Annotated in this window: 17 protein-coding genes; 6 read left to right on the forward strand and 11 right to left on the reverse strand. The window is 63.3% G+C overall.

The annotated features are described in order from the left end of the window. Nucleotides 1–48 precede the first annotated feature (48 nt). Both LBW87_RS22435 and LBW87_RS22440 read right to left on the reverse strand, forming a co-directional pair. Nucleotides 49–441: a response regulator gene (locus LBW87_RS22435; protein WP_225203700.1), complete on the reverse strand. Its 393-nt coding sequence runs from the start codon at nt 439–441 to the stop codon at nt 49–51. Between the two features lie 2 nt (nt 442–443). Further along, nucleotides 444–1,934, reverse strand: coding sequence for an ATPase domain-containing protein (locus tag LBW87_RS22440; RefSeq protein ID WP_225203701.1), 1,491 nt, complete (start codon nt 1,932–1,934; stop codon nt 444–446). A gap of 132 nt (nt 1,935–2,066) precedes the next feature. On the opposite strand from LBW87_RS22440, the gene LBW87_RS22445 reads away from it, so the two are divergent. After that, entirely contained in the window at nt 2,067–2,876 is an 810-nt protein-coding gene (locus tag LBW87_RS22445; protein ID WP_320442748.1) for a metallophosphoesterase, read from the forward strand. 16 nt (nt 2,877–2,892) lie between these two features. Here LBW87_RS22445 and LBW87_RS22450 read toward each other — a convergent pair whose 3' ends face one another. Continuing rightward, nucleotides 2,893–8,037, reverse strand: coding sequence for a putative Ig domain-containing protein (locus LBW87_RS22450; RefSeq protein ID WP_225203702.1), 5,145 nt, complete (start codon nt 8,035–8,037; stop codon nt 2,893–2,895). Between the two features lie 278 nt (nt 8,038–8,315). On the opposite strand from LBW87_RS22450, the gene LBW87_RS22455 reads away from it, so the two are divergent. From LBW87_RS22455 to LBW87_RS22465, 3 genes are all read left to right on the forward strand, one after another. Next, the gene (locus LBW87_RS22455; RefSeq protein ID WP_225203703.1) at nt 8,316–8,870 is read left to right on the forward strand and encodes a phage tail protein; all 555 of its coding nucleotides are present in this window, start codon (nt 8,316–8,318) and stop codon (nt 8,868–8,870) included. 72 nt (nt 8,871–8,942) lie between these two features. Further along, on the forward strand, nt 8,943–9,458 hold the full coding sequence (locus LBW87_RS22460) for a phage tail protein (protein ID WP_225203704.1): 516 nt from the start codon (nt 8,943–8,945) through the stop codon (nt 9,456–9,458). Between the two features lie 26 nt (nt 9,459–9,484). Beyond that, nucleotides 9,485–10,048: a phage tail protein gene (locus tag LBW87_RS22465; protein ID WP_225203705.1), complete on the forward strand. Its 564-nt coding sequence runs from the start codon at nt 9,485–9,487 to the stop codon at nt 10,046–10,048. A gap of 94 nt (nt 10,049–10,142) precedes the next feature. Here the strand turns inward: LBW87_RS22465 and LBW87_RS22470 are convergent, their stop codons facing one another. Together LBW87_RS22470 and LBW87_RS22475 are read right to left on the reverse strand one after the other, a co-directional pair. After that, entirely contained in the window at nt 10,143–11,096 is a 954-nt protein-coding gene (locus LBW87_RS22470) for a DMT family transporter (RefSeq protein WP_225203706.1), read from the reverse strand. 298 nt (nt 11,097–11,394) lie between these two features. Beyond that, entirely contained in the window at nt 11,395–13,020 is a 1,626-nt protein-coding gene (locus LBW87_RS22475) for a methyl-accepting chemotaxis protein (RefSeq protein WP_225203707.1), read from the reverse strand. Nucleotides 13,021–13,280: 260 nt separating this feature from the next. Between LBW87_RS22475 and LBW87_RS22480 the strand changes: the two genes are divergently transcribed. Beyond that, nucleotides 13,281–14,123: a TorF family putative porin gene (locus tag LBW87_RS22480; protein WP_225203708.1), complete on the forward strand. Its 843-nt coding sequence runs from the start codon at nt 13,281–13,283 to the stop codon at nt 14,121–14,123. Between the two features lie 267 nt (nt 14,124–14,390). Then, entirely contained in the window at nt 14,391–16,637 is a 2,247-nt protein-coding gene (gene katG, locus LBW87_RS22485; RefSeq protein WP_225203709.1) for a catalase/peroxidase HPI, read from the forward strand. A 101-nt stretch (nt 16,638–16,738) separates the two neighbouring features. Here katG and LBW87_RS22490 read toward each other — a convergent pair whose 3' ends face one another. Genes LBW87_RS22490 through kdpF form a run of 6 tightly spaced genes read right to left on the reverse strand, consistent with a single transcriptional unit; the run spans nt 16,739 to nt 24,960 of the window. Next, nucleotides 16,739–17,449: a response regulator gene (locus tag LBW87_RS22490; RefSeq protein ID WP_225203710.1), complete on the reverse strand. Its 711-nt coding sequence runs from the start codon at nt 17,447–17,449 to the stop codon at nt 16,739–16,741. A gap of 17 nt (nt 17,450–17,466) precedes the next feature. Next, nucleotides 17,467–20,229: a sensor histidine kinase gene (locus tag LBW87_RS22495; RefSeq protein ID WP_225203711.1), complete on the reverse strand. Its 2,763-nt coding sequence runs from the start codon at nt 20,227–20,229 to the stop codon at nt 17,467–17,469. Between the two features lie 36 nt (nt 20,230–20,265). Further along, the gene (gene kdpC / locus LBW87_RS22500; RefSeq protein ID WP_225203712.1) at nt 20,266–20,877 is read right to left on the reverse strand and encodes a potassium-transporting ATPase subunit KdpC; all 612 of its coding nucleotides are present in this window, start codon (nt 20,875–20,877) and stop codon (nt 20,266–20,268) included. Nucleotides 20,878–20,905: 28 nt separating this feature from the next. After that, nucleotides 20,906–23,074, reverse strand: a complete 2,169-nt coding sequence (gene kdpB / locus LBW87_RS22505) for a potassium-transporting ATPase subunit KdpB (RefSeq protein WP_225203713.1) — start codon at nt 23,072–23,074, stop codon at nt 20,906–20,908. Nucleotides 23,075–23,087: 13 nt separating this feature from the next. Beyond that, complete coding sequence (gene kdpA / locus LBW87_RS22510; protein WP_225203714.1) at nt 23,088–24,869, reverse strand: potassium-transporting ATPase subunit KdpA; 1,782 nt, start codon at nt 24,867–24,869, stop codon at nt 23,088–23,090. A gap of 1 nt (nt 24,870) precedes the next feature. Continuing rightward, the gene (kdpF, locus tag LBW87_RS22515; protein ID WP_225203715.1) at nt 24,871–24,960 is read right to left on the reverse strand and encodes a K(+)-transporting ATPase subunit F; all 90 of its coding nucleotides are present in this window, start codon (nt 24,958–24,960) and stop codon (nt 24,871–24,873) included. Nucleotides 24,961–25,864 lie beyond the last annotated feature (904 nt).

Genomic DNA, 25,864 nt, shown 5'->3' on the forward strand with positions numbered 1-25,864 from the left:
GCCAAGAAAAGCGTCAGAGGGAAAAAAGAAAACCGGCGAGTAGGATGCTCAGCGCGGCGACAGCAGTTGCTGGACGTGCTCGAGCAACTGCTCGAAGAAGATCGGCTTGCGCAGAAATTTATCGTGGCGCGACAGCGAAAGGTCGTGCAATTCGGGCGCACCGCTGCACAGGATCACCGGCACCTGCCCGCCCTCCGGCAGCGCGCGCACGGCGAGGCAGAAGTCGATGCCATTCATCACCGGCATCATGCAATCCGACACGATGATGTCGGGCATGGCCAGCTCGACCCTGGCCAGCGCGGCGGCGCCATCGCTGGCGGTCACCACCGTGAAGTCATGCAGCTCGAACAGCATGGCGTAGGTATCGGTGATGTCGACTTCGTCGTCGACCACCAGGATGACCGGTCGTCGCGCCATCGATGGAGGAGAATTGATCGACATGCTCAGCGCCCGACAGGGGCCGTGATGCCGTGGCCGCCTACCGGCCCGTCGATTTCGATGCCGGCATCTGAAATGTTCATCAGTCGCTTGGCGCCGTCATAGCCGTTCTCGCGCAGCTTGAGCACTGAAATCTGGCGCCGGTTGACCTGATCCTGCATCGTGTATTCGAGCAGTATGACGTTCTCGTAGAGCTGCGAGGCAAAGCGGTCGGTCGGCGGACGATCATCATGGAAGTAAGGCAATTGCTCGGTCATGAAGGTGGTCACGCCATGGGTGCGCAGCTCGTTGGACAAGGCGACCACGAACGAATGGGCGCGCTGCGGCTGCACCACGATGCTGCGCAAGCCATCGATGCCATCGATGAGCAGGCGCTCTACCCCGCGCTGCGCGATGTCATCGAGCAGGCGCTTGGCCAGGTCATCGCACAGCATCTCCAGCGGCAACTGCCACAGCATGTCGAGACTGCCATCGGCCAGATAGCCATCGAGTTCGATGCCGGCGCGACGGGCCTTGACCAGCAGTCGCTGTGGCGCTTCCGAGAAGCCAACGATGAGGCACTGCTGGCCTTGTTTGAGCCCCTGCTCGATGAAATGCAAACCCATCAGTGTCTTGCCCACGCCCGGGCTGCCCAGCAGGCAGGTGATCGAACCAGCGACCACGCCGCCGCCAATGCAGCGATCCCAGGACGGTATGCCGACGCTGACCAGCGTGTCGACCGAGCCGGGAATCTTGCGCTGGCGCGTGGCCACCGCTTCCAGCCGAGGAAAGATCTGGACCCCGCTGCCGTTGATCTCGAACACGTGCTTGCCCAGCAGATGATTGGCACCGCGCACCTTGAACACCTTGATCTCGCGCACCAACTGCATGCCCTGTTCGTACTGGCTCAGTTCGATGACGCCATCGACCAGCGTGTTTTCGGATTCGGGCAGGTTTCCCTCGACCGGCGACAGCAGGATGGTGGTGCAATTCATCGTGAACACCAGCGAATTGAGCGCGTGCATGAACTCGGACAGGTTCAGGTCGGACGGACCGGATTCGCGCACCGAGCGGAAACCGTCGATCACCAGCAAATGCGGACGATGACGATTGAGTTCAGCCGTGATCAGCTTGAGCAAACCGCGCAGCCCTTCGCTGGCCAGGCTGCCGTAACCGCTCAGCAGCAGCATGTTGCTACCGACCAATTGCTCATCGAAGAAATCGAAATCGCTGACATGGTTGAGCATCTTGGCGTGCGATTCGGCGATCAGCGTGAGCAGCATCACCTTGCGTCCGCCGCGCGCCTGCATGAAACCGATCTGGCACGCCAGCGTGGTCTTGCCGCTGCCGGCCAGGCCCTGGATCAGGTACAGGCTGCCTTCGGGCAGGCCGCCGCCGAGGATCTCGTCGAACCCGGCGATTCCGGTCCTCAGCAATGGGATGCGGCTGGTGCGCCCGGCGCTCACTTGTCCTGCCTTGCCATCATTCTCCAGCTTTGTCTGCTTTGCGTCCGTCATCGGAATGCCTGGCCTTATTGGTGTGCGAAAGTGCAATTTTGAGCGACATTATACGTTTGCCTTCGCTGGCTGTTTGGCCCGGTTTCACACAATAAGTTGCACGCTGCAGGTGGCGCGCGATTCTGTTAGCGTATGACCACCCTTGCTCTCACCTCATCCACCATGCGCCTGCTGATCCTGTCCGACCTGCACCTCGAAGTCTGGCGCCAGAACGCCCCGCCGATCCGGCTCGAACAGAGCCGTCCTGATGTGGTGGTGCTGGCGGGTGACATTGGCCGTCCGGATGAGGTGGTGCCGTGGGCCGCGCAGCATTTCGCCGGCCGGCCAGTGCTGTTGGTGCCAGGCAATCACGAGGCCTACGGCAACAGCTGGGAAGGCGCCATGCGCGAGCTGGCGCAGCTCACGCGCGGCCTGCCCGATGTGCATCTGCTGGACCGCGGTGAAATGATCATCGGCGACGTGCGCTTCCTGGGCGCCACGCTATGGACCGACTATGCCCTGTTCGGCGCGGCCATGACCGAACTGGCGATGGCGGCAGCCTTGCCCGTGATGGTCGACTACCGTCGTATCACGGTCGAGCACGGCGGCATCCACGACATGCGTCCGGCCGATACGGTACGGCTGCACCAGCGCGACCTGGCCTGGTTACGCGAACGGTTGGATGCGCCATTTCACGGTCGCACCGTGGTCGTGACGCATATGGCGCCGTCGATGCATTCGGTCGCGCCCCGCTACGCCGACGACCCGGTGTCGGCGGCCTTCGCCTCACGCCTCGATGAGCTCGCCACGCTGGCCGATCTGTGGGTGCATGGCCATACCCACGATTCATTCGATTACCGGCTGCAGGGTTGCCGGGTCGTCTGCAATCCGTGCGGCTACGTGCGCCGCGACGGCTCGCCCGAGAATGCGCTGTTCGACCCGCAGTTGATCGTCGAAATCTGAGGCGCAGGCCTGGCCGTTAACGCAACGGCACATTGACGCCGAACAGCACCGAAGAATAACGCCCCTGCCCAACGTTGAGGTTGGTGCTGTAGTCGACGATGAGCGAGATGCCATTCGGCATCAACAGACGTGCGCCCATGCCTGCGGTCCAGTTGCCGGTGAAGCTGTCATCCGAGCGGATCACATAGGCCGGGCCCGAGGAAGCCAGGTCGGCATACGCGATGCCTGCTTCGCCAGCGCCTGAAAACTGCCGGCGATATTCGATCCGGCCACGTGGCGTCCACGTACCTACGCGACTGAGATACTGTCCTTCGCTGCGCAGACCCAGTGTGCCGCTGCTGGTGCGCACGCGTTGTTTGAAGTAGGTCAGCGCGTTGTTGGCAGCGGCAGTTTCAGTGTATTGCGCCAGCGTGGTCGATGCCAGGTCGATCTTGCCGTAGGGCGACCACAGCCAGTTTTCGCCCCGGAATTCATAACCGCCGGCCAGCGCCACGAACACCTGGCGACCGCTGCGCTGGCCGCTCGCAAGACTGCCGTCGTCGGTCACATAGCGGGTCGAATCAAAGCTCAACGCGCCGTAGCCGAGCATGCCGTCGACGAAGATATTGGGCGTCGGCCGCACGCTGCCATAGAGGGCAGCGACCACGCTCTGGCCGATACTCTTGCTACCGTTCTCGCCGATGTCGCTGCGGTCGCGACTGTAGCCGACACCAGCCCCGACGGTGAGTTGATCGTTGATGCGATAGTCCGCGCCCATGCTCACACCATTGGTGGTGAAGCGGAACCCTTCCTGCTGGCCTCTCGCATTGCGTTGCCCGAAGTCGACCGTGCCGGCAATCCACAACGACAGTTCCTGCCTGGCCTGATCTGGCCTGGCGGGCAATTCAGGCAATGCACTAACTTCTTTCGAACTTGCCGCCGCCAGTTTCGATTCGACCCGGCTGGCCGGGTCGCGCTGACTGGTCAATGGCCAGCCGACCCGGCGCATGCCGGTCTGCAACGGCGAACCCACCACCCGATCGACTTCATCTTCGCTCCATTGCGCCAGCAGCGGCTTGACCGGCGCCGTCGGCTGGGCAAACCCGAGGCCGAAACTGGACGGCGCCCAGCCGCTGCCGTGCAGGCTTTCCAGCCGGCGACTGAAGTTGCCCAACTGGGCCGTGGCAAAGCGATTTGCGCTCTGGCCGTGCGCGGCGACGATGCCCTTGACCTGGACATCGTTGGCGGCGCTGGTGCGGGCGGCAATGGTGATGTTCACCGTCGCCGCCGACGATGTGCCGCCGAGATTGGCCAGGGTATAGCTGATGGTGACGTTGCCGGCAAAGGCGGCAGCCGCCGTAAAGCGCAACTGATAAACATGGTTACTCCCCGATCCGGTATCGACGATCACCGCCGTGCCGGCATTGGAGGGCGTCATCGCACCCAGCGTGGCGGCCGTAAATGGACCACCGGTGGCGCCCGTCATCAGATTGACCAGCACCGTGGAGGCAGCCGCGCCGGACCCACTTTGGTTGGCCGCCACCGGCACGGCGCCGACGCTCACCGTGGCCGAGATCGGCGCCGACGTGCCGAACGCATTCGACAACGTATAACTGAATTGCACCGTGCCACTAAATCCTGCTGCAGCCGTATAGATGATGTCGCTGCCATTGACCGTGGCGCTGCCGCTCGACGGTGCGCCGACCACCAGCACGGTCGTGATGGGCCCATTGGCGGCGGCCGCGCCGACATGCAAGGTCACCGACTGGCCCGGCTGGACGGCGGCGCTCTGCGGCGCCGAAGTCGGCACGCCCAGGGCTGTCACGGTCACGCTGACCGCCGCAGCCGTCGAGGTCCCACCGGGGCCGGTGGCGGTATAAGTAAAGCTGTCGCCACCGAAATAATTAGTGACTGGCGTATAAAGCACGCTCAAGCCGCTGACCACCGCCGTTCCATGCGTGGGCCCGGTCGTGACCATGACGGATGTAATGGCGCCGCTATCGTTAGTGGTGACCGGAATCGTCACTGCCTGGTTGGCGTTGGTCGTCGCACTATCGGCTACCGCCACCGGCACCGCCTGGCCGACCACCAGCGTGAAGACCTGTGACTTGACCACAGGCGTCGGTGTACTGCTGTCGGTGGCCGATGCCGTTACCGAAAAACTTCCGTTCTGGGTGGGGATGCCGCTGATCATCGCGGCCGTGGTATTGGTACTGAACGTCAGGCCGCTGGGCAAGCCGGTGACGCTAATGGTGCTGTAAGGCGCGCTGCCGCCGCTCCAGGTCAGGGTCTGCGCATAACTGCTGCCCTGGCTGGCGCTCCATGTGGTCGACGGCGTGATCACCACCGTCGGCGCCGCCACCGTAATGCTGACGGTGGCAATACCGGAAGTCCCCACCGCATTGGTCGCGGTATAACTGAAGCTATCCGTGCCGTAATAGCCGGCCGTCGGCGTGTAGCTGAATCCCGTCGCGCCGTTCACCGTTGCCACACCATGGGCGGGCGCGGTCGTGACCCCCAGCGAGGTGGCGACTCCACCACTGAGAACAGCTGCAATACTGTTACCACTACTGCCATACGCAACCGGCGCCGACGCATTGCCGGCCACCGGCTTGCCCGCGCCGACGCTACCGCTGTAGTTGGCCGTCACGGCAAAGCTGCTGGCGTCGGTCGAGGTCACCGAAAAGTTATAGGGACCGGCGGCCGTCGGTATGCCCGTGATGAGACCGGTGCTGCTCAGGCTCAAACCGGATGGCAAAGTGCCGGTGCTCACGACATAGGTATAGGGCGTGACGCCGCCCGACGTGGATAGCTGTTGCGAATAACTGATGCCCACCTCGGGCGCTGTCAGCACCGACGGCGAAATTCCCAGCGACGGCGCACCGATCGTCAGCGTGTAGTTGCGCGAAGTACTGAACGGACCAAGTCCGGTAGAACTGTCCTGGGTCGTGACGGTAATCGGAAAACTACCGGCTTGCGTGGGCACACCTGACAGCGTGCCGGCGCTGAAAGTCATCCCGGTCGGCAAGCTGCCGCTGAGGCTGTAGCTGTAGGTGGCGGCACCGCCGCTACCGGTGAATACCTGCGAGAACGCAACGCCGACCATCCCCGACAAGCTGGCGCCCACCGGCGACAGGCTCAGCGTCGGCGCCGCCACCGTGATCGAGACGGTCGCCGCGCTGGAGGTGCCTACGGCATTGGTCGCGGTATAGCTGAACGTGTCTGTCCCGGCGTAGCCGATGGTAGGCGTATAGCTGAACGACGACGCGCTGAGCACCGTGATCGTTCCATGCGCGGGGCCGGAGACGACGTTCAATGAGGTGGGCGTGCCGCCGGTAGTCGAGATGGGAATGGTGGCGCTGGCATTGTAGGTAACCGAGGCATTGGAGGCGCTGGTCACCGGCGCTCCCGCGCCCACCGTGACGGCCATGGCCTGTTGGCCAGTGAAATTGTTGCCATCGGTGGCTCTGACAGTGAAGAAATACGTGCCCGCCACGGTCGGTATGCCGCTGAGCACGCCTGTTGACGGCGCCAGGGTCAATCCGGTCGGCACCGTGCCCGTGCTCACGCTATAGGTATAGCTTCCCGATCCCCCGCTGGCGCTATATTGCTGGGACACCGGCACGCCCCGCTGGAACGTGGCTGCCACCGCGGATACCGTAATCGTCGGCGCGCTTACATCCAGCGTATAGCTGCGTGCGCCAGTGACGGCGGTTCCGGTGGAACTGTCGGTGGCGCTGATGGTAATCGGATAACTGCCGGCCTGGGTCGGTGTGCCCGACAGCCCCCCGCTGACGCTATTGAGGCTCACGCCGTTCGGCAGGGTACCGCTGACGCTGTAGGTATAAGGGCCGGCGCCGCCGCTGGCACTGAAGGTCTGGCTGAACGCAGATCCTCCCGTGGCACTTAGCGTGGTCACGCCGGGCATCACCGTCACCGTCGGCGCCGTCATCGTGACCGACACCGTCGCCGGCGCCGAAGTGCCGCCCGGATTGGTCGCTCGATAAGTGAACGAATCGGGACCGTTATACCCGGTGGCGGGCTTATAGGTGATGGCCGTGCCGTTGACCGTCGCGGTGCCGTGGGCGGGCGCGGTCCCGATCGACACCGAGGCGGCGGTGCCACCGCTGAGCACCAGCGTCACCGGCGTCGCATTGGCGTTATAAGTCACGTTGACGCTGGCCGCACCCGCTATCGGTGGCGGCGGCAACGGATCGATGACGAAGCTGTAGGTGGCCGAGGCGGTCTCGGTTGCCGTGCCGGTGGTGCTGTCCTTGGCCACGAACCTGACCGACGTGGTGCCGGCGGTGGTGGGCGTGCCCGAGATCAGGCCGGTCGTGCTCAGCTGCAGGCCCGGGGGCAGGCTGAAACCGCCGTCGACGACATAGGTGTAGGGAGCAGTACCGCCGCTACTGCTCAGTTGCTGGGAGTACGCGACGCTGACCATCCCATTGGGCAAGGTTGCCGGGGTGGTGACCAGTGTCGCGCTGCCGACTGCCATCTGGTAGCCCCGGGTAACCGTATAAGGCGTGGGAGAGGTCGAGTCGGTCGACCTGACTGAAAAGTTATAGGTAGCGCGCTCAGTGGGCGTGCCGGAGAACGTTCCGTTGGCATTCATGCTGATGCCGGCCGGCAATGACCCGGTCGCCAAGACATAGGTGTAGGGCGCGGTACCGCCGGTGGTATTCAATTGCTGGGAAAAACTCTGGCCGATCGTTGGACTGGCAGAGACTGTCGGCGACATCACCAGGGGCGTAGGCGGCGCAGTGATGGTGATGTTGAAGGTCATCACGTTCAGACTGTCGTCCGAGACGGTGAACGTATCCGAGGTCGCGCCGAGACCGTCACTGGAATAGGTGATATAGCCGTCGCGGCCACCACCGACGTTGTCCCCCTCGACGCGGCCATGGGATGGGGCCGTGATGACACCAGCCCAGCCGAAGTCCGAGCAGTGGTTGATATTGAACGTAATCTGGACTTGCTGCCCCGAGACCACGGTGGCGCTGATGGTGCCGCAAGGCGATACGGCGGCATGGGCCGGGTTGAACCAGCTGGCCACCATCAGCAACAGCCATGCGCTTGCCATCGCAGCACTACGTCGCCCTACCGCACCGGCGACACGCAACAAGGTCGACGAAAATATGGAAAAGCGATTTTCGCCGCCCTGGTTGTGTTGATACATGCATCCCCCTGGATGATGGTGTTATTTTTATAAACCTTGCTGCGATGAAATCGCATTCATCCGCCTGCGATACCCTCGTGAGTACCAGCTTCTATTCGCTTTTTTTCCACGCGATTCTATTTCAGCTTTTCTTTCCGACTTGACCGTGCGTCTCACCTTTTTCCAAATTCCCTAAAAAAATAAAATAAATATTTGAGCTCGGGAATTACGCTTGACTCGCTATTTTTGGTTCCATATCCTTGCGAAAAATCAGGGGAATCCGTCACCGACCGGATTGAATGGAGAACAAGAAAATGGATGATGAATACTATTTGGGGCAGATCATCGCTACCGGCTTTGGCTTCGTCCCGAGAAACTTTGCGCCGTGCAACGGACAACTGCTCTCGATCAATACCTACCCGAAGCTGTTTGCACTGATCGGCAATCGCTATGGGGGCGATGGCACCAGCAATTTCGCCGTACCTGACCTGCGGGGCAGGACTCCGGTAGGGGCCGGCGCTTCGCTCGACGAAACCTGGCAGCCCGATCCGTACAAGAGCGGCGCGCGTGATGGCGTCGAAACCTTCACGCTGGAGGCCAGTCATCTGCCGGGGCACACGCACGAGCTCCATGCATCCAAGGCGCTCAAGGCTAACTTGCGCAATCCGGTGGGCAACCTGCTTGGCACCATCAATGAGCGAAAGTTATATCGCACGGCCAACTCGAAAATGATCCGCCTGGTCGACAATGCCGTGAGCAACGTCGGCAACAATGCCGAGCATGAGAACATGCAGCCGTTCCAGGTAATCAGCTTCTGCATTGCCCTGGATGGGCTCACCCCGCCACGCCCATGATGGTCCCCTCTTTCCCACACGCTTCAGACAGGACGGTCTGCCATGCCTAGCCCCATGCTCGGAGAAATTCGCATGTTCGCCTTCAGCAAAGCCCCCAGCAAGTGGCTCTTGTGTGATGGCAGCATGCTCAAGATCAGCGAATATCAGGATCTGTTCATGCTGCTGGGAACCAGCTATGGCGGCGACGGTGCCGAGACATTCCAGTTACCCGACATGCGTGGACGCGTTCCGCTGCATCAGGGCCAGGGCGTTTCCGCGACCGGCAACCTGAGCAAACGCGTGCTGGGCAGATGGGGTGGATTGGAGAAGGTCACGCTGGATAGCGCGCACATACCGGTTCACTCGCATGGGTTCTGGGTAAGCAGCGATCTGGCAGATAACACCAGTCCTGACGGCCGACTGCTGGCCAGGGGTGACAACGAAAACCTCTACGTCGCCCCAGCGAAAATCGGCAGCGCGGTGTCGGGCGTGACGGCGACCGCGACGACCTCGGCCGCAGGTGGATCGAAGGCACATGAAAACATGATGCCGACGCTGACCGTGTCGTATTGCATCTGCGCCGACGGATTCTTTCCGCCGCGCGCCTGAGCCTTCCCTAATGGAGAACTGCGAGCATGGCATTCATCGGTGAAATTCAACTATTCAGTTTTGGCTACGCGCCCCCTGGCTGGGTTGCCTGCAACGGCACCCTGCTCCAGACGAAAGATTTTTCGGCGCTCTTTTCCCTGATCGGAAACAGTTATGGCGGCGATGGAAAGAGCAACTTTCGCGTGCCGAACCTGAGCGCAAGGGCAGCTTGTGGTCAGGGACAATGGCGTGACCAGTCGATGCGAAAAATCGGCGATGCGGTCGGCGTGAACCACGTGACGCTGGAAGGCATTCATGCGCCGAAACATAACCATGGCCTGAATTTCTTCAACATCCCGACCAGTATCGATCCTGACACGGGCAAGGTCATCGACAACCGCGCAAACGTGCCGGTCGAGGGCTACAGCCTTGCGGTCCCCGACACCCCGATGTTCGTGAAAGATGACCAGCTCTCGACCATGACCAATACGATGGACGCATTCGTAGGCGGCGGCGACTCGCACGAAAACCGACAGCCCTTCACGGCGCTCGATTACTACATTCTTGCCGCGGCCGCGCGCAGCGGTGCTGTTTTCCCTACGTTCGACTAGCCTGCCGGCAGCCCTTTCAGCCATGAAAAAGGGGCGCGTAAGTCACGCGCCCCGATACTGCAGAACAGGTTCCCGACACCCCGAAAATCCCCCCTTACCTGACTGCCTGGCGACGCCAGTTCATGCCCGGTATCGCTGGCAGCAACAAGCCCATGCACAGCAGCCCCATGCCCAGCAACAGATCGGGCGACAGGGTCTCGCCGAAAATCATCGATGACAGCGCCAGGCCGACCACCGGCACCCCCAGCATGCACACCGACACCGTCACCGGCGACAGCCGTTGCGTCATCTGCAGCACGATCAGGAAGGTCAAGGCGGTGGCCAGCGGGCCGGTGTAGCCGATGACATACCAGGAGTGCGTGTCTTGCAGGAAGCTCGGCGCCCCTTCGAACAGGAATGCGATCAGGCACAGCGGCACGCCGGCGACCAGGGTCTGCCACGGCAACAGGTCGAAATTGAGTTTGACGCCGGGCGTCAGCTTGATCTGCAGGATGTTCATCGCCCACGACAACGAAGCCACGCCCAGCATCAGGTAACCGATCATGCTGTGCAGGTCTGCATGCAGCAGCGCGGGCAGGACGATCACGGCCATGCCGGCGTAGCTGCATACGGTCGCCATCGATTGCTGCGGACTAAGTTTTTGCTTCAGCACCAGCGCCGCGCCCGGCACCACCCAGATCGATGTGGCATAAGCAATCAGCGAAGCGCGCCCGGGCATGACGAAGTGCAGTGCGCCGGTGACCAGGGCCGTAAACAAACCCATCTGCAACACCCCCACGCCGATCACGATCGGCCATTCGGCACGCGTGGGCATGCGCAATTTGCCAATGCACAGGGCGATGACAAAGCTCAATACGGCTGCCGAGAAGAAGCGACTGGCGGCGAACCACAGCGGGGGAATGTACTGGCTGCCGAATTTCATGACCGGCCAGTTGCCACCCCAGATGCAGATCGCCACGACCACGCATACCAGGAACCAGCCGCTGATGGGCTTACTGGCCTTGATGCTGGGGGAAAGTGCGCGGGTGGGCGCGGTGGCGGTCGACATTGCAGGCTCCATGAACGAGGCGGAGGCTGCTGCCGCGGCGACCGCGCGATATCGCTGTTACCGTCGATGCTGCAGCGCATCCTAAACGGCGTTCATGGTAGAGAAGAGGTCGCCGTTAGTGCTGCTGAATTCACTGAGCCGGCAGGCTATTTTCAGCACTTAATGCCGAATTTATTATTAACGACAGATTTAAAATTCGCACAAACCACAATGATGCAGAATATCCCGCTTCTGGTGCATGCATTGAAGCAATGCATGCACCTGCAGCAAATCGTGCGGGATCGCCGGCAAGACCGACTTAACGCAGCAAGGCACGGCCCTTGGCCGACAGGCGCGGCGCTGCCGACTGCGGTTCGATCACCGGCGCGGCGCCTCGCTCCAGCGTGAACACGCCCACCAGTCGCACCAGCTTTTGCGCCTGGTCCTGCAAGGACTGGGCAGCGGCGGCCGCCTGTTCGACCAGCGCTGCATTCTGCTGGGTGGTCTCGTCCATTTGCGTGATGGCATGACCGACCTGCTCTATGCCGGCGCTCTGCTCGTGGCTGGCGGTGGCGATCTCGCTGACCACGGCCGATACGCCATGTATGCTCGACACCACTTCCTGCATGGTCTGTCCCGCGCGTTGCACCAGTTGCGTGCCGGCGTCGACCTTGCCCACCGAATCGTCGATCAGGATCTTGATCTCCTTGGCTGCCGCCGCCGAGCGCTGCGCCAACGAACGCACTTCCGAAGCAACCACCGCAAATCCCCGTCCCTGCTCGCCGGCACGCGCGGCTTCCACGGCGGCGTTCAGGGCCAGGATGTTGGTCTGGAAGGCGATGCCGTCGATCACGCTGATGATGTCGACGATCTTGCGCGAGGAGTCATTGATGGAAGCCATTGTCTGCACCACTTCCTGCACCACCTCACCGCCCTGCACTGCCACCTGCGAAGCGCTGCTGGCCAACTTGTTGGCGTTCTGCGCGCTCTCGGTGTTCTGCTTCACGGTGGCGGTCAGTTGTTCCATGGCCGAGGCGGTCTCTTCGAGCGAGCCGGCCTGTTGCTCGGTCCGCGACGACAGGTCCATGTTGCCGCTGGCGATTTCATCGACCGAGGTCTTGATGGCCTCGGTGGCGCCCTGGATTCCCTGCACCGTCTCGACCAGGCGGTCTCGCGTGTAGGCCACTGCCGCCACCAGGCTGCGCTCGTCGCCGGCCTTGGTGTCGATGGCGCCGGTCAAGTCGCCCGAGGCAATCTTGCGCGCCATGTCGGCGGCCGCGCCTGGCTCGCCACCGATGGAACGGAAGATGTTGCGTGACACCACGCCGGCGATCAGCAACAGCAACACGCCCAGCCCGGCCAGCACCACCACCGCTTGTATCAGCGAGCGACGGAAATCGGCTTCGATGTCATCCGAGTACACGCTGCAGATCAGGTCCCAGTTCCAGGGCTTGAAGCGCTTGACGAAACCCATCTTGGGGCTGGGCTTGTCGCTGCCGGGGCGTGGCCACCAATACTCGAGATAACCTTTTCCGGCCGCCGATGTGCCGGTGGCGGCGATCATCTTGTAGAGCTCATTGCCCTTGGCGTCCTTGAAGTCGATCATGTTGCGGCCATCGAGCTTGGTGTTGATCGGATGCATCACGATCACCGAATCACTACCCACCAGCGTGACATAGCCGTCGCCCGTATAGCGCTGGTCGCGGATGCGGGCAATGGCGCCCTTCTGAGCTTCCTCGCGCGAAAGCTTGCCTTCGGTTTCCAGCCGGGCGTAGCCGCTGATGACGGTATAGGCCATCTCGGTCACGTCTTCGAGCGCGCGCTGACGCTCGGCAATCTGCAGGTCACGGGTCTGATAGGCATGCCATATCGAGAGCGCCAGCAGCGCGATCAACGAAAAGACCAGCGGCAACCAGAGTTTTTTCTTCAGGGAAAGATTGTTCATCGTAGGGGGCGATCGTTGTGGGTGGGAGGGCGCAGTGACATGCGTCAACCTCGTTATCGGCGCGCCGGCACCCTGGCTAAAGGGTCTGGCGCCGTTATAAATAAGTTAATTTTTTCCCGAATGGCGAGAATGCCTGTTCCGCGCTTATTCCCTATTGGCTTGGCATTTATTCCGCATTTATGCCGACCGCACAAAGTTATATCCGGATTAGATGCGCCCGCTCCTAAGCTGCGGGCTTCTCAACCCGTGGAGTCTTCCGCATGTTCCGCCTCACCCCATCGATTCTTGCCACCCCATCGCGCAACCAGAGCGCACCTACCGAGCAGCAGCGCCTGCGCGACGCCAACCGCGCCGGTGCGGCTACGCTGGCTGGCGCCGGCCTGTTGCTGGCCATCGCCATGGCGGCGCCTGCCGCCCATGCCGAAGAAGCCGCATCTGCGTTTCACCCCAGCGCCAACATCGGCGTGGCCAGTCAATACGTGTTTCGCGGACTGACCCAGACCAATGGCCGCCCGGCGCTGCAAGGCGGCTTTGACCTGAGCCATGACAGCGGGCTCTACGGCGGGACATGGATGTCCAATGTCAGCTGGATCAGCGACACCAACCCGGCCGCGTCGGCTTCGCTCGAAGCCGACTTCTATGCCGGCTGGAAGCCCGCACTGAACGATTGGCTGAACGCCGACATGGGTGTGCTGCGCTACGCCTACCCCGGTAGCTACCCGGTCGGCATGACTCATCCCGACACCACTGAACTCTATCTGGGGCTGGATGCCAAATGGATCACCTTCAAGTATTCGTACAGCCTGGGCAACACCTTCGGCGCGGCTGACACCCGCGGCACCAGTTATGCCGACCTGGGCCTGAGCCATGAGCTGCTTGGCGGCATCACGGGCGTGGCCCATATCGGACGCCAGCGCTACACCGGCGCATCGGCATCGGCCCTGTCGTACACCGACTGGAAACTCGGCCTGACGCGTGACTTCTCCGGCTATCTGCTGGGTCTGTTCTATACCGACAGCAACGCCAGCGATGCCGGCTATACCCTGAAGGGCAAGAACATCGGGCGTTCGCAACTGGTGCTGAGCATGACCAAGAGCTTCTGACGCTGACTTGCGTCAGGACCACCTGGGTGGGGCGATGTATTGATCCTAAGGATAATTGCCGACTTCCTGAATGGCGCTTATGTTATGTTTTCCGGCATCCATCACAGTCATGCCGGCTCGCATTCATGAGCGCGTTAGTTTTTGACTAGCGAACTCATCAGGATTTCCAATTTCACGGCCCGATGGTGCCGGTGCTACCATCAATTTTCTGTTGCAGTCCTGTCCCAGGCCAACTGATCACCAAGTCAATCCCCAGGAGAAAAGCGAATGTCCGAACCAGCAAAGTGTCCGTTCAACCATACCGCCGGCGGCGGCACCGGTAACCGTGAGTGGTGGCCAAAACAACTTCGAGTGGACCTGTTGGCGCAGCATTCGGATAAATCCAATCCGATGACTTCGCAATTCAAGTACGCCGAAGCCTTCAAGAGCCTGGACCTGGCCGCAGTCAAGCGCGACCTGGCGGCCCTGATGACCGACTCGCAAGACTGGTGGCCAGCCGACTTCGGGCACTACGGTCCGCTGTTCGTGCGGATGGCCTGGCACAGCGCCGGTACCTATCGCATCGCCGATGGTCGCGGCGGCGCCGGCCGTGGTCAACAACGCTTCGCTCCACTCAACAGCTGGCCCGACAACGTCAGCCTGGACAAGGCGCGCCGCCTGCTGTGGCCGATCAAGCAAAAATACGGCAGCAAGATATCGTGGGCCGACCTGCTGATCCTGACCGGTAACGTGGCGCTGGAAACCATGGGCTTCAAGACCTTCGGCTATGCCGGTGGTCGCCAGGATGTGTGGGAACCGGACCAGGACGTGTACTGGGGCACCGAGACCACCTGGCTGGGTGGCGACGACCGCTATGGCAAGGGTAAAGGCGCGAGCCAGACCGGCGAGATCACCGCCGACGCCGATCGCCACGGCCAGGAGCAGGACCGCACCGAACCGGCCGGCCGCAATCTCGAGAATCCGCTGGCGGCAGTGCAGATGGGCCTGATCTACGTCAATCCGGAAGGCCCCGAAGGCAATCCGGATCCGGTCGCAGCGGCCAAGGATATTCGCGAGACCTTCGCCCGCATGGCGATGAATGATGAAGAAACCGTGGCCCTGATCGCAGGCGGCCACACCTTCGGCAAGACCCACGGTGCAGGCGACGCCAAGCACGTCGGTCGCGAACCCGAAGGCGCTGACCTGGAACACCAGGGCCTGGGCTGGAAGAGCACCTTCAACACCGGCGTTGGCCGTGACGCCATCACCAGCGGCCTGGAAGTCACCTGGACCCAGAAGCCGACCGAATGGACCAACCTGTTCTTCGAAAACCTGTTCAAGTTCGAATGGGAACTGACCAAGAGCCCGGCCGGTGCGCATCAGTGGGTGGCCAAGGGTGCGGCAGCCGACGTGCCGGATCCGCAAGGTGACGGCAAGCGTCTGCCGACCATGCTGACGACCGACCTGTCGCTGCGTTTCGATCCCGCCTACGAACAGATCTCGCGCCGCTTCCTGGCCAACCCGGACCAGTTCGCCGATGCCTTTGCCCGTGCCTGGTTCAAGCTGACCCACCGCGACATGGGTCCGCGTGCCCGCTACCTGGGACCGGAAGTCCCGGCCGAAGAACTGATCTGGCAAGACCCGGTGCCAGCCGTCGATCACCCGCTGGTCGATGCGCAGGACGTCGCCGCGCTGAAGGCCAAGGTACTGGCCAGCGGCCTGACGGTGTCGGAACTGGTGTCGACCGCCTGGGCTTCGGCCTCGACCTTCCGTGGTTCGGACAAGCGCGGTGGCGCCAACGGCGCGCGTATCCGCCTGGCGCCGCAAAAGGACTGGGCGGTCAACCAGCCGCAGCAGCTGGCCAAGGTGTTGCAGGTGCTGGAAGGCATCCGCGCCGGGTTCAATGCCGGCGCCAAGAAGATCTCGCTGGCCGACCTGATCGTGCTGGCCGGCAGCGCCGCCGTGGAACAGGCAGCCAAGGCCGGCGGCCAATCGGTCACCGTGCCGTTCGCGCCGGGCCGCACCGATGCCAGCGACGCGCAGACCGATGCCGATTCGTTCGTGCCGCTGGAGCCGGTCTATGACGGCTTCCGCAACTTCACCAAGCAGCGCTTCGCGGTGCGCGCCGAAGACCTGTTGATCGACAAGGCGCAACTGCTGACCCTGACTGCGCCGGAAATGACGGTGCTGGTGGGCGGTCTGCGGGTGCTGGGCGCCAATGCGGGCGACAGCAAGCACGGTGTGCTGACGCAGCGCGTGGGCACCCTCAGCAATGACTTCTTCGTCAATCTGCTGGACATGGACACCGAGTGGAAAGCCACCTCGCCAGCCCAGCAGGAATACGAAGGTCGCGACCGCAAGACGGGCGCCGCCAAATGGACCGGCACCCGGGTCGACCTGGTGTTCGGCGCCCATGCGCAATTGCGCGCACTGGCCGAGGTCTATGCCGAATCCGACGCGCAGGAGAAGTTCGTCACGGACTTCGTGGCAGCATGGACCAAGGTGATGAACCTGGACCGCTTCGACCTGGCTTGATCAAGCCGGTTTGCAGCTGGTCGTGAAAACGGCGGGGCCCAAGGGTCCCGCCGTTTTTTTCTGCCTGCAGCGTGTGGTGCTGTTCGCCTGCCGATCGCCGCCTATTCCCCCGCCACCTCGGCCAGCCGATAACCGACGCCGATCTCGGTGACGATATGCACCGGTTGCGTGGCGTCGCGCTCCAGCTTCTGACGCAGCCGCTGCATGTAGATGCGCAGGTAATGGTGGTCGTCCACATGCGAAGGCCCCCACCCTGCCACCAGCAACTGGCGATGCGTGATGACGCGTCCGGCGTCACGCAACAGCGTCGACAGCAGGCGATATTCGATCTGGGTCAGGTGCAGCGGCTCGCCGTTGCGACTGACGCTGCGGGCCGGCAAATCGACCAGCACCTCGCCCAGGCGGTAACGACCGGTGCTGCCGTCGCGCGCCGCGCCGCGCGCATGGCGTCGCAACTGCGCCCGCATGCGCGCCAGCAGTTCGGGCATGCCGAAGGGCTTGACCAGGTAATCGTCGGCGCCGGCGTCGAGCGCCTCGACCTTTTCCGACTCTTGCGTGCGCGCCGACAGGATCACGATGGGCACGCTGCTCCAGCTGCGCAGTTCGGTGATGACGGCCTTGCCGTCCATGTCGGGCAGGCCCAGGTCGAGGATCACCAGGTCGGGCTTGCGGGTGCCGGCCTCGACGATGCCGGCGCGGGCGCTGGTGGCTTCGTGCACGATGAAGCCCTCCTGCTCAAGCGCGCCCTTGACCAACTTGCGGATGTGCGGATCATCCTCGATGAAGACGATATTGCCGGCGTGCTCCTGCATGATGCTCCTCGATGTCATTAATGGCCCGGCGGGACGATGTCGTCCTCGTCGGGCAAGTCCGGCTGGCGTTCGACCGGCAGCGCGAATACGACGCTGGCGCCGCTGATCGCACTGGCCCCGGGCGCGGGTGCGGCAATCCAGATACGCCCCTGGTGGGCCTCGATGATGGCACGGCATATCGCCAGGCCCAGTCCGACCCCGGGGGTGCTCGATTCGTGTTCGCCACGGGTGAACTTTTCAAACGCATGGGACGCGGCAGCGGCACCGAATCCCGGCCCCTGGTCGCTCACGCTGACCCACATCTCGCGCTCGCTGCCCTGCTCCCGCAACTGGGCGCCGATGGTGATGGTGGTCGCCGCCGGGGCATACTTGGCGGCATTCTCGAGCAGGTTGCACAGCACCCGTTCGAGCAGCACGGCGTCCACCCTCAGCAGCGGCAGATCGGGCGCCAGGCGAATCTCGATGCGATGCTGCGCCAGCGCGTGCTGCAACAGCCTCAAGGCCGCACCCAGCACTTCCTCCAACGCATTCCACTGACGCTGCAGCGTGACCGCGCCAGCCTGCAGGCGCGCCATGTCGAGCAGGTTGTTCATCAAGCCGATCATGCGGTGCGACTGCTGGCTCAACATGCGGGCGCTGTCGCGCGCGTCGTCCGGCAGGCGGACGTCGGCGGCCAGCACGTCGGCGCTGCCCACCAGCGACGTCAGCGGCGTGCGCAGGTCGTGCGAGATGGCCGCCAGCAGCGAATTGCGCAGGCGCTCGGATTCCATGCTGACCAGCGCATCCTGAGCCACTTCGGCGTAATGCAGGCGCTCGATGGCCATCGCGATCTGGGAGCAGAATATCTCGAGCATCTGGCGGTTTTCGGGTAGCGCCAGCTGGGCTGCGGCCAGTTGGTGATCGTCCCCCTCACCGTCACTTTCGACGGCAAACGCCAACACCCCACGGGTGCGCATGGTGGCCGTCAGCGGCAGGTACAAGGCGGTTGCCGACGGCAGCGTGGCGGTGCCGCGCCCGGCGGCCTGCCCATTGTCGTAGACCCACTGGGCGACGCCATCATCGACGCTGTGCAGGGCGGGCGCGCTGGCATCGGGCGCGGCCAGGCGCAATTGATTGCCGCTGTCAGGCAGGAAGAAAGCGATGCGCGCACCGAACACCGCCGCCAGGTGACGCCGTCCGATTTCGAGGATCTGGTCCAGCGTCAGCAGGGCCGAGAGCTCCTTGCCGAGCATATAGAGGTTCGACGCGCGCGCTTCGCGCTGCATCGCCACCCGCGCCTGGCGACGCATACGCGCAGTCAGCGAACTGATGAACAGCGACACCGCCAGCATGACCGCCAGCGTCAGCAGGTACTGGGCGTCGGAGACCGAGATCGAAAACCTGGGCGCGACGAAAAAGAAATCGAACGACAGCACCGACAGCACCGACACCAGCACCGAGGCCGAACGCCCATGACGGGTCGCCACCAGCATCACGCCGACCAGGTACAGCATGATGACGTTGGCCGGATGCAGGAAATCGTTGAGCACGAAAGCCAGCGCAGTGGTCACCGCGCAGCTGGCGACGGCCCACAGGCTGCCGCGCGTACGTCGTCGCCGGCCCTGCGGATCGGTCACTGGCGCCAGCATGCCGTCATCGCCCGACGGGCCATTGGCGTGGCTGCGCGCCACGCTATAGATGTCGATGCCTTCGCCGCGCGCGGCGAGGCGCTGCGACAGCGTGCCGCGCCACCAGCGCCGGCCGCGTTGCTGCCCGACCACCAGCTTGCCGGCATTGCGGGCGCGGGCAAATTGCAGCAACGCCGCCGGCAGGTCGTCGCCGCTGATGCTGGCGGTCTGCGCCCCCAGCGATTGGGCCAGCTTGAGATGATCGAGTACCCGTTCGCGGGCAGCCAGGCTGCGTCGGGTATCGGCCAGGTCGACGTGCACGGCCAGCCATTCGGCCTGCAACTTGGCGGCCAGCCGTGCCGCCTCGCGAATCACGCGCTCTTCCCCCGGGCCGCTACCGATGGCGGCGACGATGCGTTCGCGGGCTTGCCAGAGCTGGGCAATGGAGCGGTCGGCACGATATTGCCGCATGTCCGCATCGACCCGGTCGGCGGTGCGGCGCAAGGCGATTTCGCGCAGTGCGATCAGGTTACCCTTGCGAAAGAAATTGCGCCGGGCATGCTCGGCCTGCTGCGCCAGGTAGACCTTGCCCTGCTGCAGACGCGCCAGCAATTCGTCAGGCGGGATGTCGACCAGCATCACATCGTCGGCGCGATCGAACACATGATCGGGCACGGTCTCGAAGACGCGGATGCCGGTGATCTGGCCAACTACGTCGTTGAGGCTTTCGATGTGCTGCACATTGAGGGTGGTGTAGACGTCGATGCCGGCCCGCAGCAGTTCATCGATATCCTGCCAGCGCTTGGCGTGGCGCGAACCAGCCACGTTGGAGTGCGCCAGTTCATCCACCAGCAGGACTTGCGGGGCGCGTTCGAGCGCGGCATCGAGATCGAATTCGGGTAGCTGGTGGCCGCGATGCTCCAGCATGCGCGGCGGCAGGCGAACCAGCCCGGCCAGTTGTGCCTCGGTCTCGCCGCGGCCGTGCGTCTCGACCACCCCGGCGACCACGTCGACGCCCTGCGCCAGCAGCGCCTGGGCCGCTTCCAGCATGGCGAAGGTCTTACCGACCCCGGCCGAGAATCCAAAGAAAATCTTCAGCCGGCCGCGCGCCTGGCGGTCTTCTTCGCGCATGACGCGTTCGAGCAGGTGGTCGGGGTCGGGGCGGGTGGTCATCGGGCGCTGGCTGGTTGTTGAGGCATTGTAGCTGAGCTACCTGGCGGCGGCCGGGTTGAGCGGCGCGGCCTCATCCAGCGCCAGGTTCAGTTTCAGCACGTTGACCCGGGGCTCGCCGAACAGGCCCCATTGCGGCGCCTCGGTATGACGCTGCACCAGCGCGCGCAGGCGCTGGACATCGATGCCGCGCGCCTGGGCTACGCGGGTGAGCTGATAGTCGGCTGCAGCCGGGCTGATGTGCGGGTCGAGGCCGCTGGCCGAAGCGGTCAGCAGATCGATCGGAATCGGCCGCTGGCTGCCGTCGCTGGCTTCGATCAGCGTCTTGGCGCGGTCATCGGCGGCTTGTTTCAGGGCCGGATTGGTCGGGCCCAGATTGCTGCCGCCGGATGCCATGCCGTTGTTGGGAAAGGTGCCGCTGGCCGATGGCCGGCCCCAGAAATAGGCGGGGCCGGTAAAGTTCTGGCCGATCAGTTCGGAGCCGACCGCAACGCCCCGGCTTTCGATGATGCTGCCATTGGCCTGGTGCGGGAAGAACGCCTGCGCCAGGCCGGTCACCAGCGCCGGATAGATCCCGCCCAGCACCACGCCGAGCAGGATGAACAAGGTCAGCGCGGGACGCAGTGGCGACTTGCTGGAAGATGCTTTCATGATTTTTCCTTGATGAATGAGGGAGTGCTCAGAGCAGACCGAAGCCCGACAGCAGCAGGTCGATCAGCTTGATGCCGACGAACGGCACCAGCAAACCGCCCAGGCCATACACCAGCAGGTTGCGGCGCAACAGCACGGCCGCGCCCAGTGCGCGATAACGCACGCCGCGCAAGGCCAGCGGGATCAGCGCCACGATCACCAAGGCATTGAAGATGACGGCTGACATGATGGCCGAGGCCGGGCTGGCCAGGTGCATCACGTTCAGCGCATCGAGTTGCGGGTAGGTGGCGACGAACATGGCCGGGATGATCGCGAAGTATTTGGCGACGTCGTTGGCGATGCTGAAGGTGGTCAGGCTGCCGCGCGTCATCAGCATCTGCTTGCCGATCTCGACGATCTCGATCAGCTTGGTCGGGTTCGAATCGAGGTCGACCATGTTGCCGGCTTCCTTGGCCGCCTGGGTGCCGCTGTTCATGGCCACCGCGACGTCGGCCTGCGCCAGCGCCGGTGCATCGTTGGTGCCGTCGCCGGTCATGGCCACCAGCTTGCCCTCGGCCTGGTGCTGGCGAATCAGCGCCAGCTTCTGTTCGGGCGTGGCCTCTGCCAGAAAATCATCGACCCCGGCTTCGGCGGCGATGGCGGCGGCAGTCAGGCGGTTGTCGCCGGTGATCATCACGGTCTTGATGCCCATGCGGCGCAGCTCGCCGAAGCGTTCCTTGATGCCGCCCTTGACGATGTCCTTGAGCTCCACCGTACCGAGAATGCGGATCGGCGCGCCCTGGTTGATGAGCGCCGCTTCGCTGCTCCACTCGACGACCACCAGCGGCGTGCTGCCACGACGGGCGATGGCTTCGATATCGGTCTCGACCTGGCTCGGCAGGCGCTGATCGGCCGAACGGGCCAGCTTGCGGATGGCGTCGGCTGCGCCCTTGCGAATGCGGCGCGGACCGACATCGATGCCGGACAGCCGGGTCTGGGCGCTGAACGGGATGAACTGCGCACCGAGCCCGGCCATTTCACGCTCGCGCAGGTTGAAGCGGTTCTTGGCCAGCACCACGATGCTGCGCCCTTCCGGGGTCTCGTCGGCCAGCGAAGCCAGTTGGGCGACGTCGGCCAGTTCTCGCTCGGACACGCCCGGCGCCGGGAAGAACGCAGCCGCCTGGCGATTGCCCAGCGTGATGGTGCCGGTCTTGTCGAGCAACAGCACGTCGACGTCGCCGGCGGCTTCGACCGCGCGACCCGAGGTAGCGATCACGTTGGCCTGCATCATGCGGCTCATGCCGGCCACGCCGATGGCCGACAGCAGGCCGCCGATGGTGGTCGGAATCAGGCAGACCAGCAGCGCCACCAGCGCCGTCACCGACACCGGCGCGCCACTGCCGGCGGCAGTGACCGAGAACAGCGAGAACGGCAGCAGGCTGACGGTGACCAACAGGAACACCAGCGTCAAGGCCACCAGCAACAGGGTGAGGGCCAATTCGTTAGGGGTCTTCTGGCGACGCGCGCCTTCGACCATGGCGATCATGCGATCCAGGAAGGCCTCGCCGGGATTGACCGACACCTTCACCACGATCCAGTCCGAGAGCACGCGGGTGCCACCGGTGACGGCCGAGAAGTCGCCGCCCGACTCGCGAATGACCGGCGCCGATTCGCCGGTGATGGCGCTCTCGTCGACGGTGGCCACGCCTTCGACGACGTCACCGTCGGCCGGCACCGTGTCACCGGCCTCGATCAGCACCAGGTCGCCGCGACGCAGGCTGCCGCCCTCGACCACTTCGCACTGGTCGGCCTTGAAGCCGGGCGTGTGCAGTTGGTCGGCGCGGCGCAGCTTCTTGGCCAGCACGCTTTTCTTGACCCCGCGCAGGGCCGCGGCCTGCGCCTTGCTGCGACCTTCGGCAAGCGCCTCGGCAAAGTTGGCGAACAACACCGTGAACCACAGCCAGGCAGTGACCGCGAAGATGAAGCCGGCCGGTGCCTCGCCATCGCCCAGCAACGCCTGGACGAACAGCAGCGTGGTCAGGATGCTGCCCAGATACACCACGAACATCACCGGGTTGCGCCATTGCACGCGTGGCGACAGCTTGCGCAGGGAATCGACCAGGGCCGGCTTGACGATCTTGGGATCGAACATCCAGCGGGCGGTCTGTGCGGTCGACGGCATGGCGTCGGAAGAATTACTGCTAACAGGGGTAGTCATATCGAATTCCAATTCACATGGCCATCATTTGCAGGTGCTCGACCACCGGTCCTAGCGCGAGCGCCGGCACATAGGTCAGAGCGCCGACCAGGATCACAGCACCGATCAGCAGGGCCACGAACAGCGGGCCGTGTGTCGGCAAGGTGCCGGAGGTTGCCGCCAGGCGCTTCTTGCCGGCCAGCGAGCCGGCCATGGCCAGCACCGGCACGATCACGCCGAAGCGCCCCAGCCACATGGCCAGGCCGGTGGTGGTGTTGTAGTAAGGCGTATTGGCTGAGAGCCCGGCGAAAGCGCTGCCGTTGTTGTTGGCCGCGGAGCTGAAGGCGTACAGGATTTCAGAGAAGCCATGGGCGCCAGGGTTGGCGATACCGGCCAGGCCGCCTTCCACCATCACCGACACGGCGGTAAAGATGAGCACCAGCGCCGGGGTCATCAGGATGGCGAGCGACATCATCTTCATGTCGTACACGCCGATCTTCTTGCCCAGGTATTCGGGCGTGCGGCCAATCATCAGGCCGGCGATGAACACCGCCAATACGGCAAAGATCAGCATGCCGTACAAGCCGGCGCCGACGCCGCCGTAGACCACCTCACCCAATTGCATCTGCAGCATCGTCACCAGTCCGCCGATGGGCGACAGCGAATCGTGCATGGCGTTGACCGCGCCACAGGAGGCGGCGGTGGTGATGGCCGCAAAGAGACTGGAGGCGGTAATGCCGAAGCGGGTTTCCTTGCCTTCCATCATGCCGCTACCCTGGGCGTGCAGCGAAGCCAGCATCGGGTTGGGTTGCGATTCGTAATACATCAGGGTCGCCGTCAGTACCACGAACAGCACCGTCATGGCGGCCAGGATCGACCAGCCCTGGCGCCGGTCGCCGACCAGCATGCCGAAGCTGGTGCACAGCGCGGCGGGGATGACCAGGATCGCCAGCATCTGCAGGAAGTTGGACAGTGGGGTCGGGTTTTCGTAGGGATGGGCCGAATTGGCGTTGAAGAATCCACCGCCGTTGGTGCCCAGCATCTTGATGGCTTCCTGCGATGCCACCGGCCCCATGGGCAGGGTCTGGCGATCGGTGCTCATGGCTTCTACCACCGGTTCGCCCTTGGCATCCTTGATCGGCTGGCCTGCGGCATCCAGCTTGGGCACTGTGTATTGGGTCACCTCCAGCGTCTTCACCTCTTGATAGGGGCGGAAGTTCTGGGTGCTGCCCTGCTGCACCAGTACCAGCGCCAGGATCACCGACAGCGGCAGCAGTATGTACAGCGACGCGCGGGTCATGTCGACCCAGAAATTGCCGATGCCCTTGCTGCTGTGCCGGGCGAAGCCGCGGATCAGGGCGAAGGCGATGGCGATCCCGGTGGCGGCCGAGACGAAGTTCTGCACTGCCAGCGCGGCCATCTGGGTCAGGTAGCTCATGGTGGCCTCGCCCACGTAGCCCTGCCAGTTGGTATTGGCCACGAAGCTGATGGCTGTGTTGAACGAAGAATCGCTACTGACGTTGGCCAGCCCTTGCGGGTTGAGTGGCAGCCATTGCTGCAGGCGCTGCAGCGCGTAGACCACGACCAGCCCGATGAAATTGAACAGCAGCACGGCGATGGCGTATTGCTTCCAGTTCATCTCGTCGTCACGACTGATGCCGCACAGGCGGTAGAACACCCGCTCGATGCCGCCGAAAATGCGATTGACCTTGGATTTGCCTTCCATCACGCGGGCGATATACCACCCCAACGGCACGGACAGTGCCAGCATGACGACCAGGTAAAGGGCCAGTTGAATGAGTGCGTTGCTGTCCATGTCAGAAGTCCTCCGGCTTGATCAGTGCATAGACCAGATAGACCAGGAGGGCCGCCGAAACCGCCAGTCCCAGCAGAGTCATGAGGTTCATTTGGCGCCTCCATCCTGCCGCTCGAGGCGACTGCACAGGACCACGAAGGCCCACATCGAGAGGCCGCACAGCAGCAGCAGGCCTGCATACAAGAAATCCATTTCCCACTCCATTGTTCATGCCATCCGTATCGGAATCGGCGAGGCTTGAACGATAGAATTTCGAGCGTTAATTCCGGGTAAAACTATGGGGAGGGGGTGTAAACAGGATGTAAACGGGTGGCGGATGGGCTTTGGCTGCCGGGGGATCTGGGAAGTCGCGGCTTTGGCGGAGGGACGCGTTGCGGGTGTATTGGGATATGGATTGGCGGGTGAAGAGTGAGCGAAGCCCTTTGCCGGTTTTCTGGTGTTAACCAACCTCAGGCTAAGTGCGAGATGTTATCTCGGGTCTTTCAGGAGGCAGGGTTGTTGATATGCGGCGGACGACGCTGGGTACTGACGTGCGTCAGTACGACGGTGGTGGGAGTAGAGGTGTTGGTAAGTGGTCGTGCTGCCGAGGAGCGTTTAAGTTATCAACACCGTCGTCGTGCCGGCGAAGGCCGGTACCCAGTGACTTTGGGTGTTTCAGCAGACGTGGTGCTGGATATTGCAGGAGGTAGCGCGCTGTTGTTGATGCGCGATCCAGGAAATAACGTTCTTAGTCGGCGACGCAAGACGCTGGGTACTGACGTGCGTCAGTACGACGGCGGTAGGAGTAGAGGTGTTGGTAAGTGGTCGTGCTGCCGAGGAGCGTTTAAGTTACCAACACCCTCGTCGTGCCGGCGAAGGCCGGTACCCAGGGTCTTTTAGTGTTTCAGCAGAGGGGATGGGGGATATGTCGAGGTAGCGGCATTGAGGGGATACAAAGCGGCCGCGCAAAAGCAAACACCCCACCCTCGTCAGAGGATGGGGTGATGCAGAATACT

Source organism: Herbaspirillum sp. alder98 (assembly GCF_020179755.1).
Classification (GTDB): domain Bacteria; phylum Pseudomonadota; class Gammaproteobacteria; order Burkholderiales; family Burkholderiaceae_D; genus Herbaspirillum.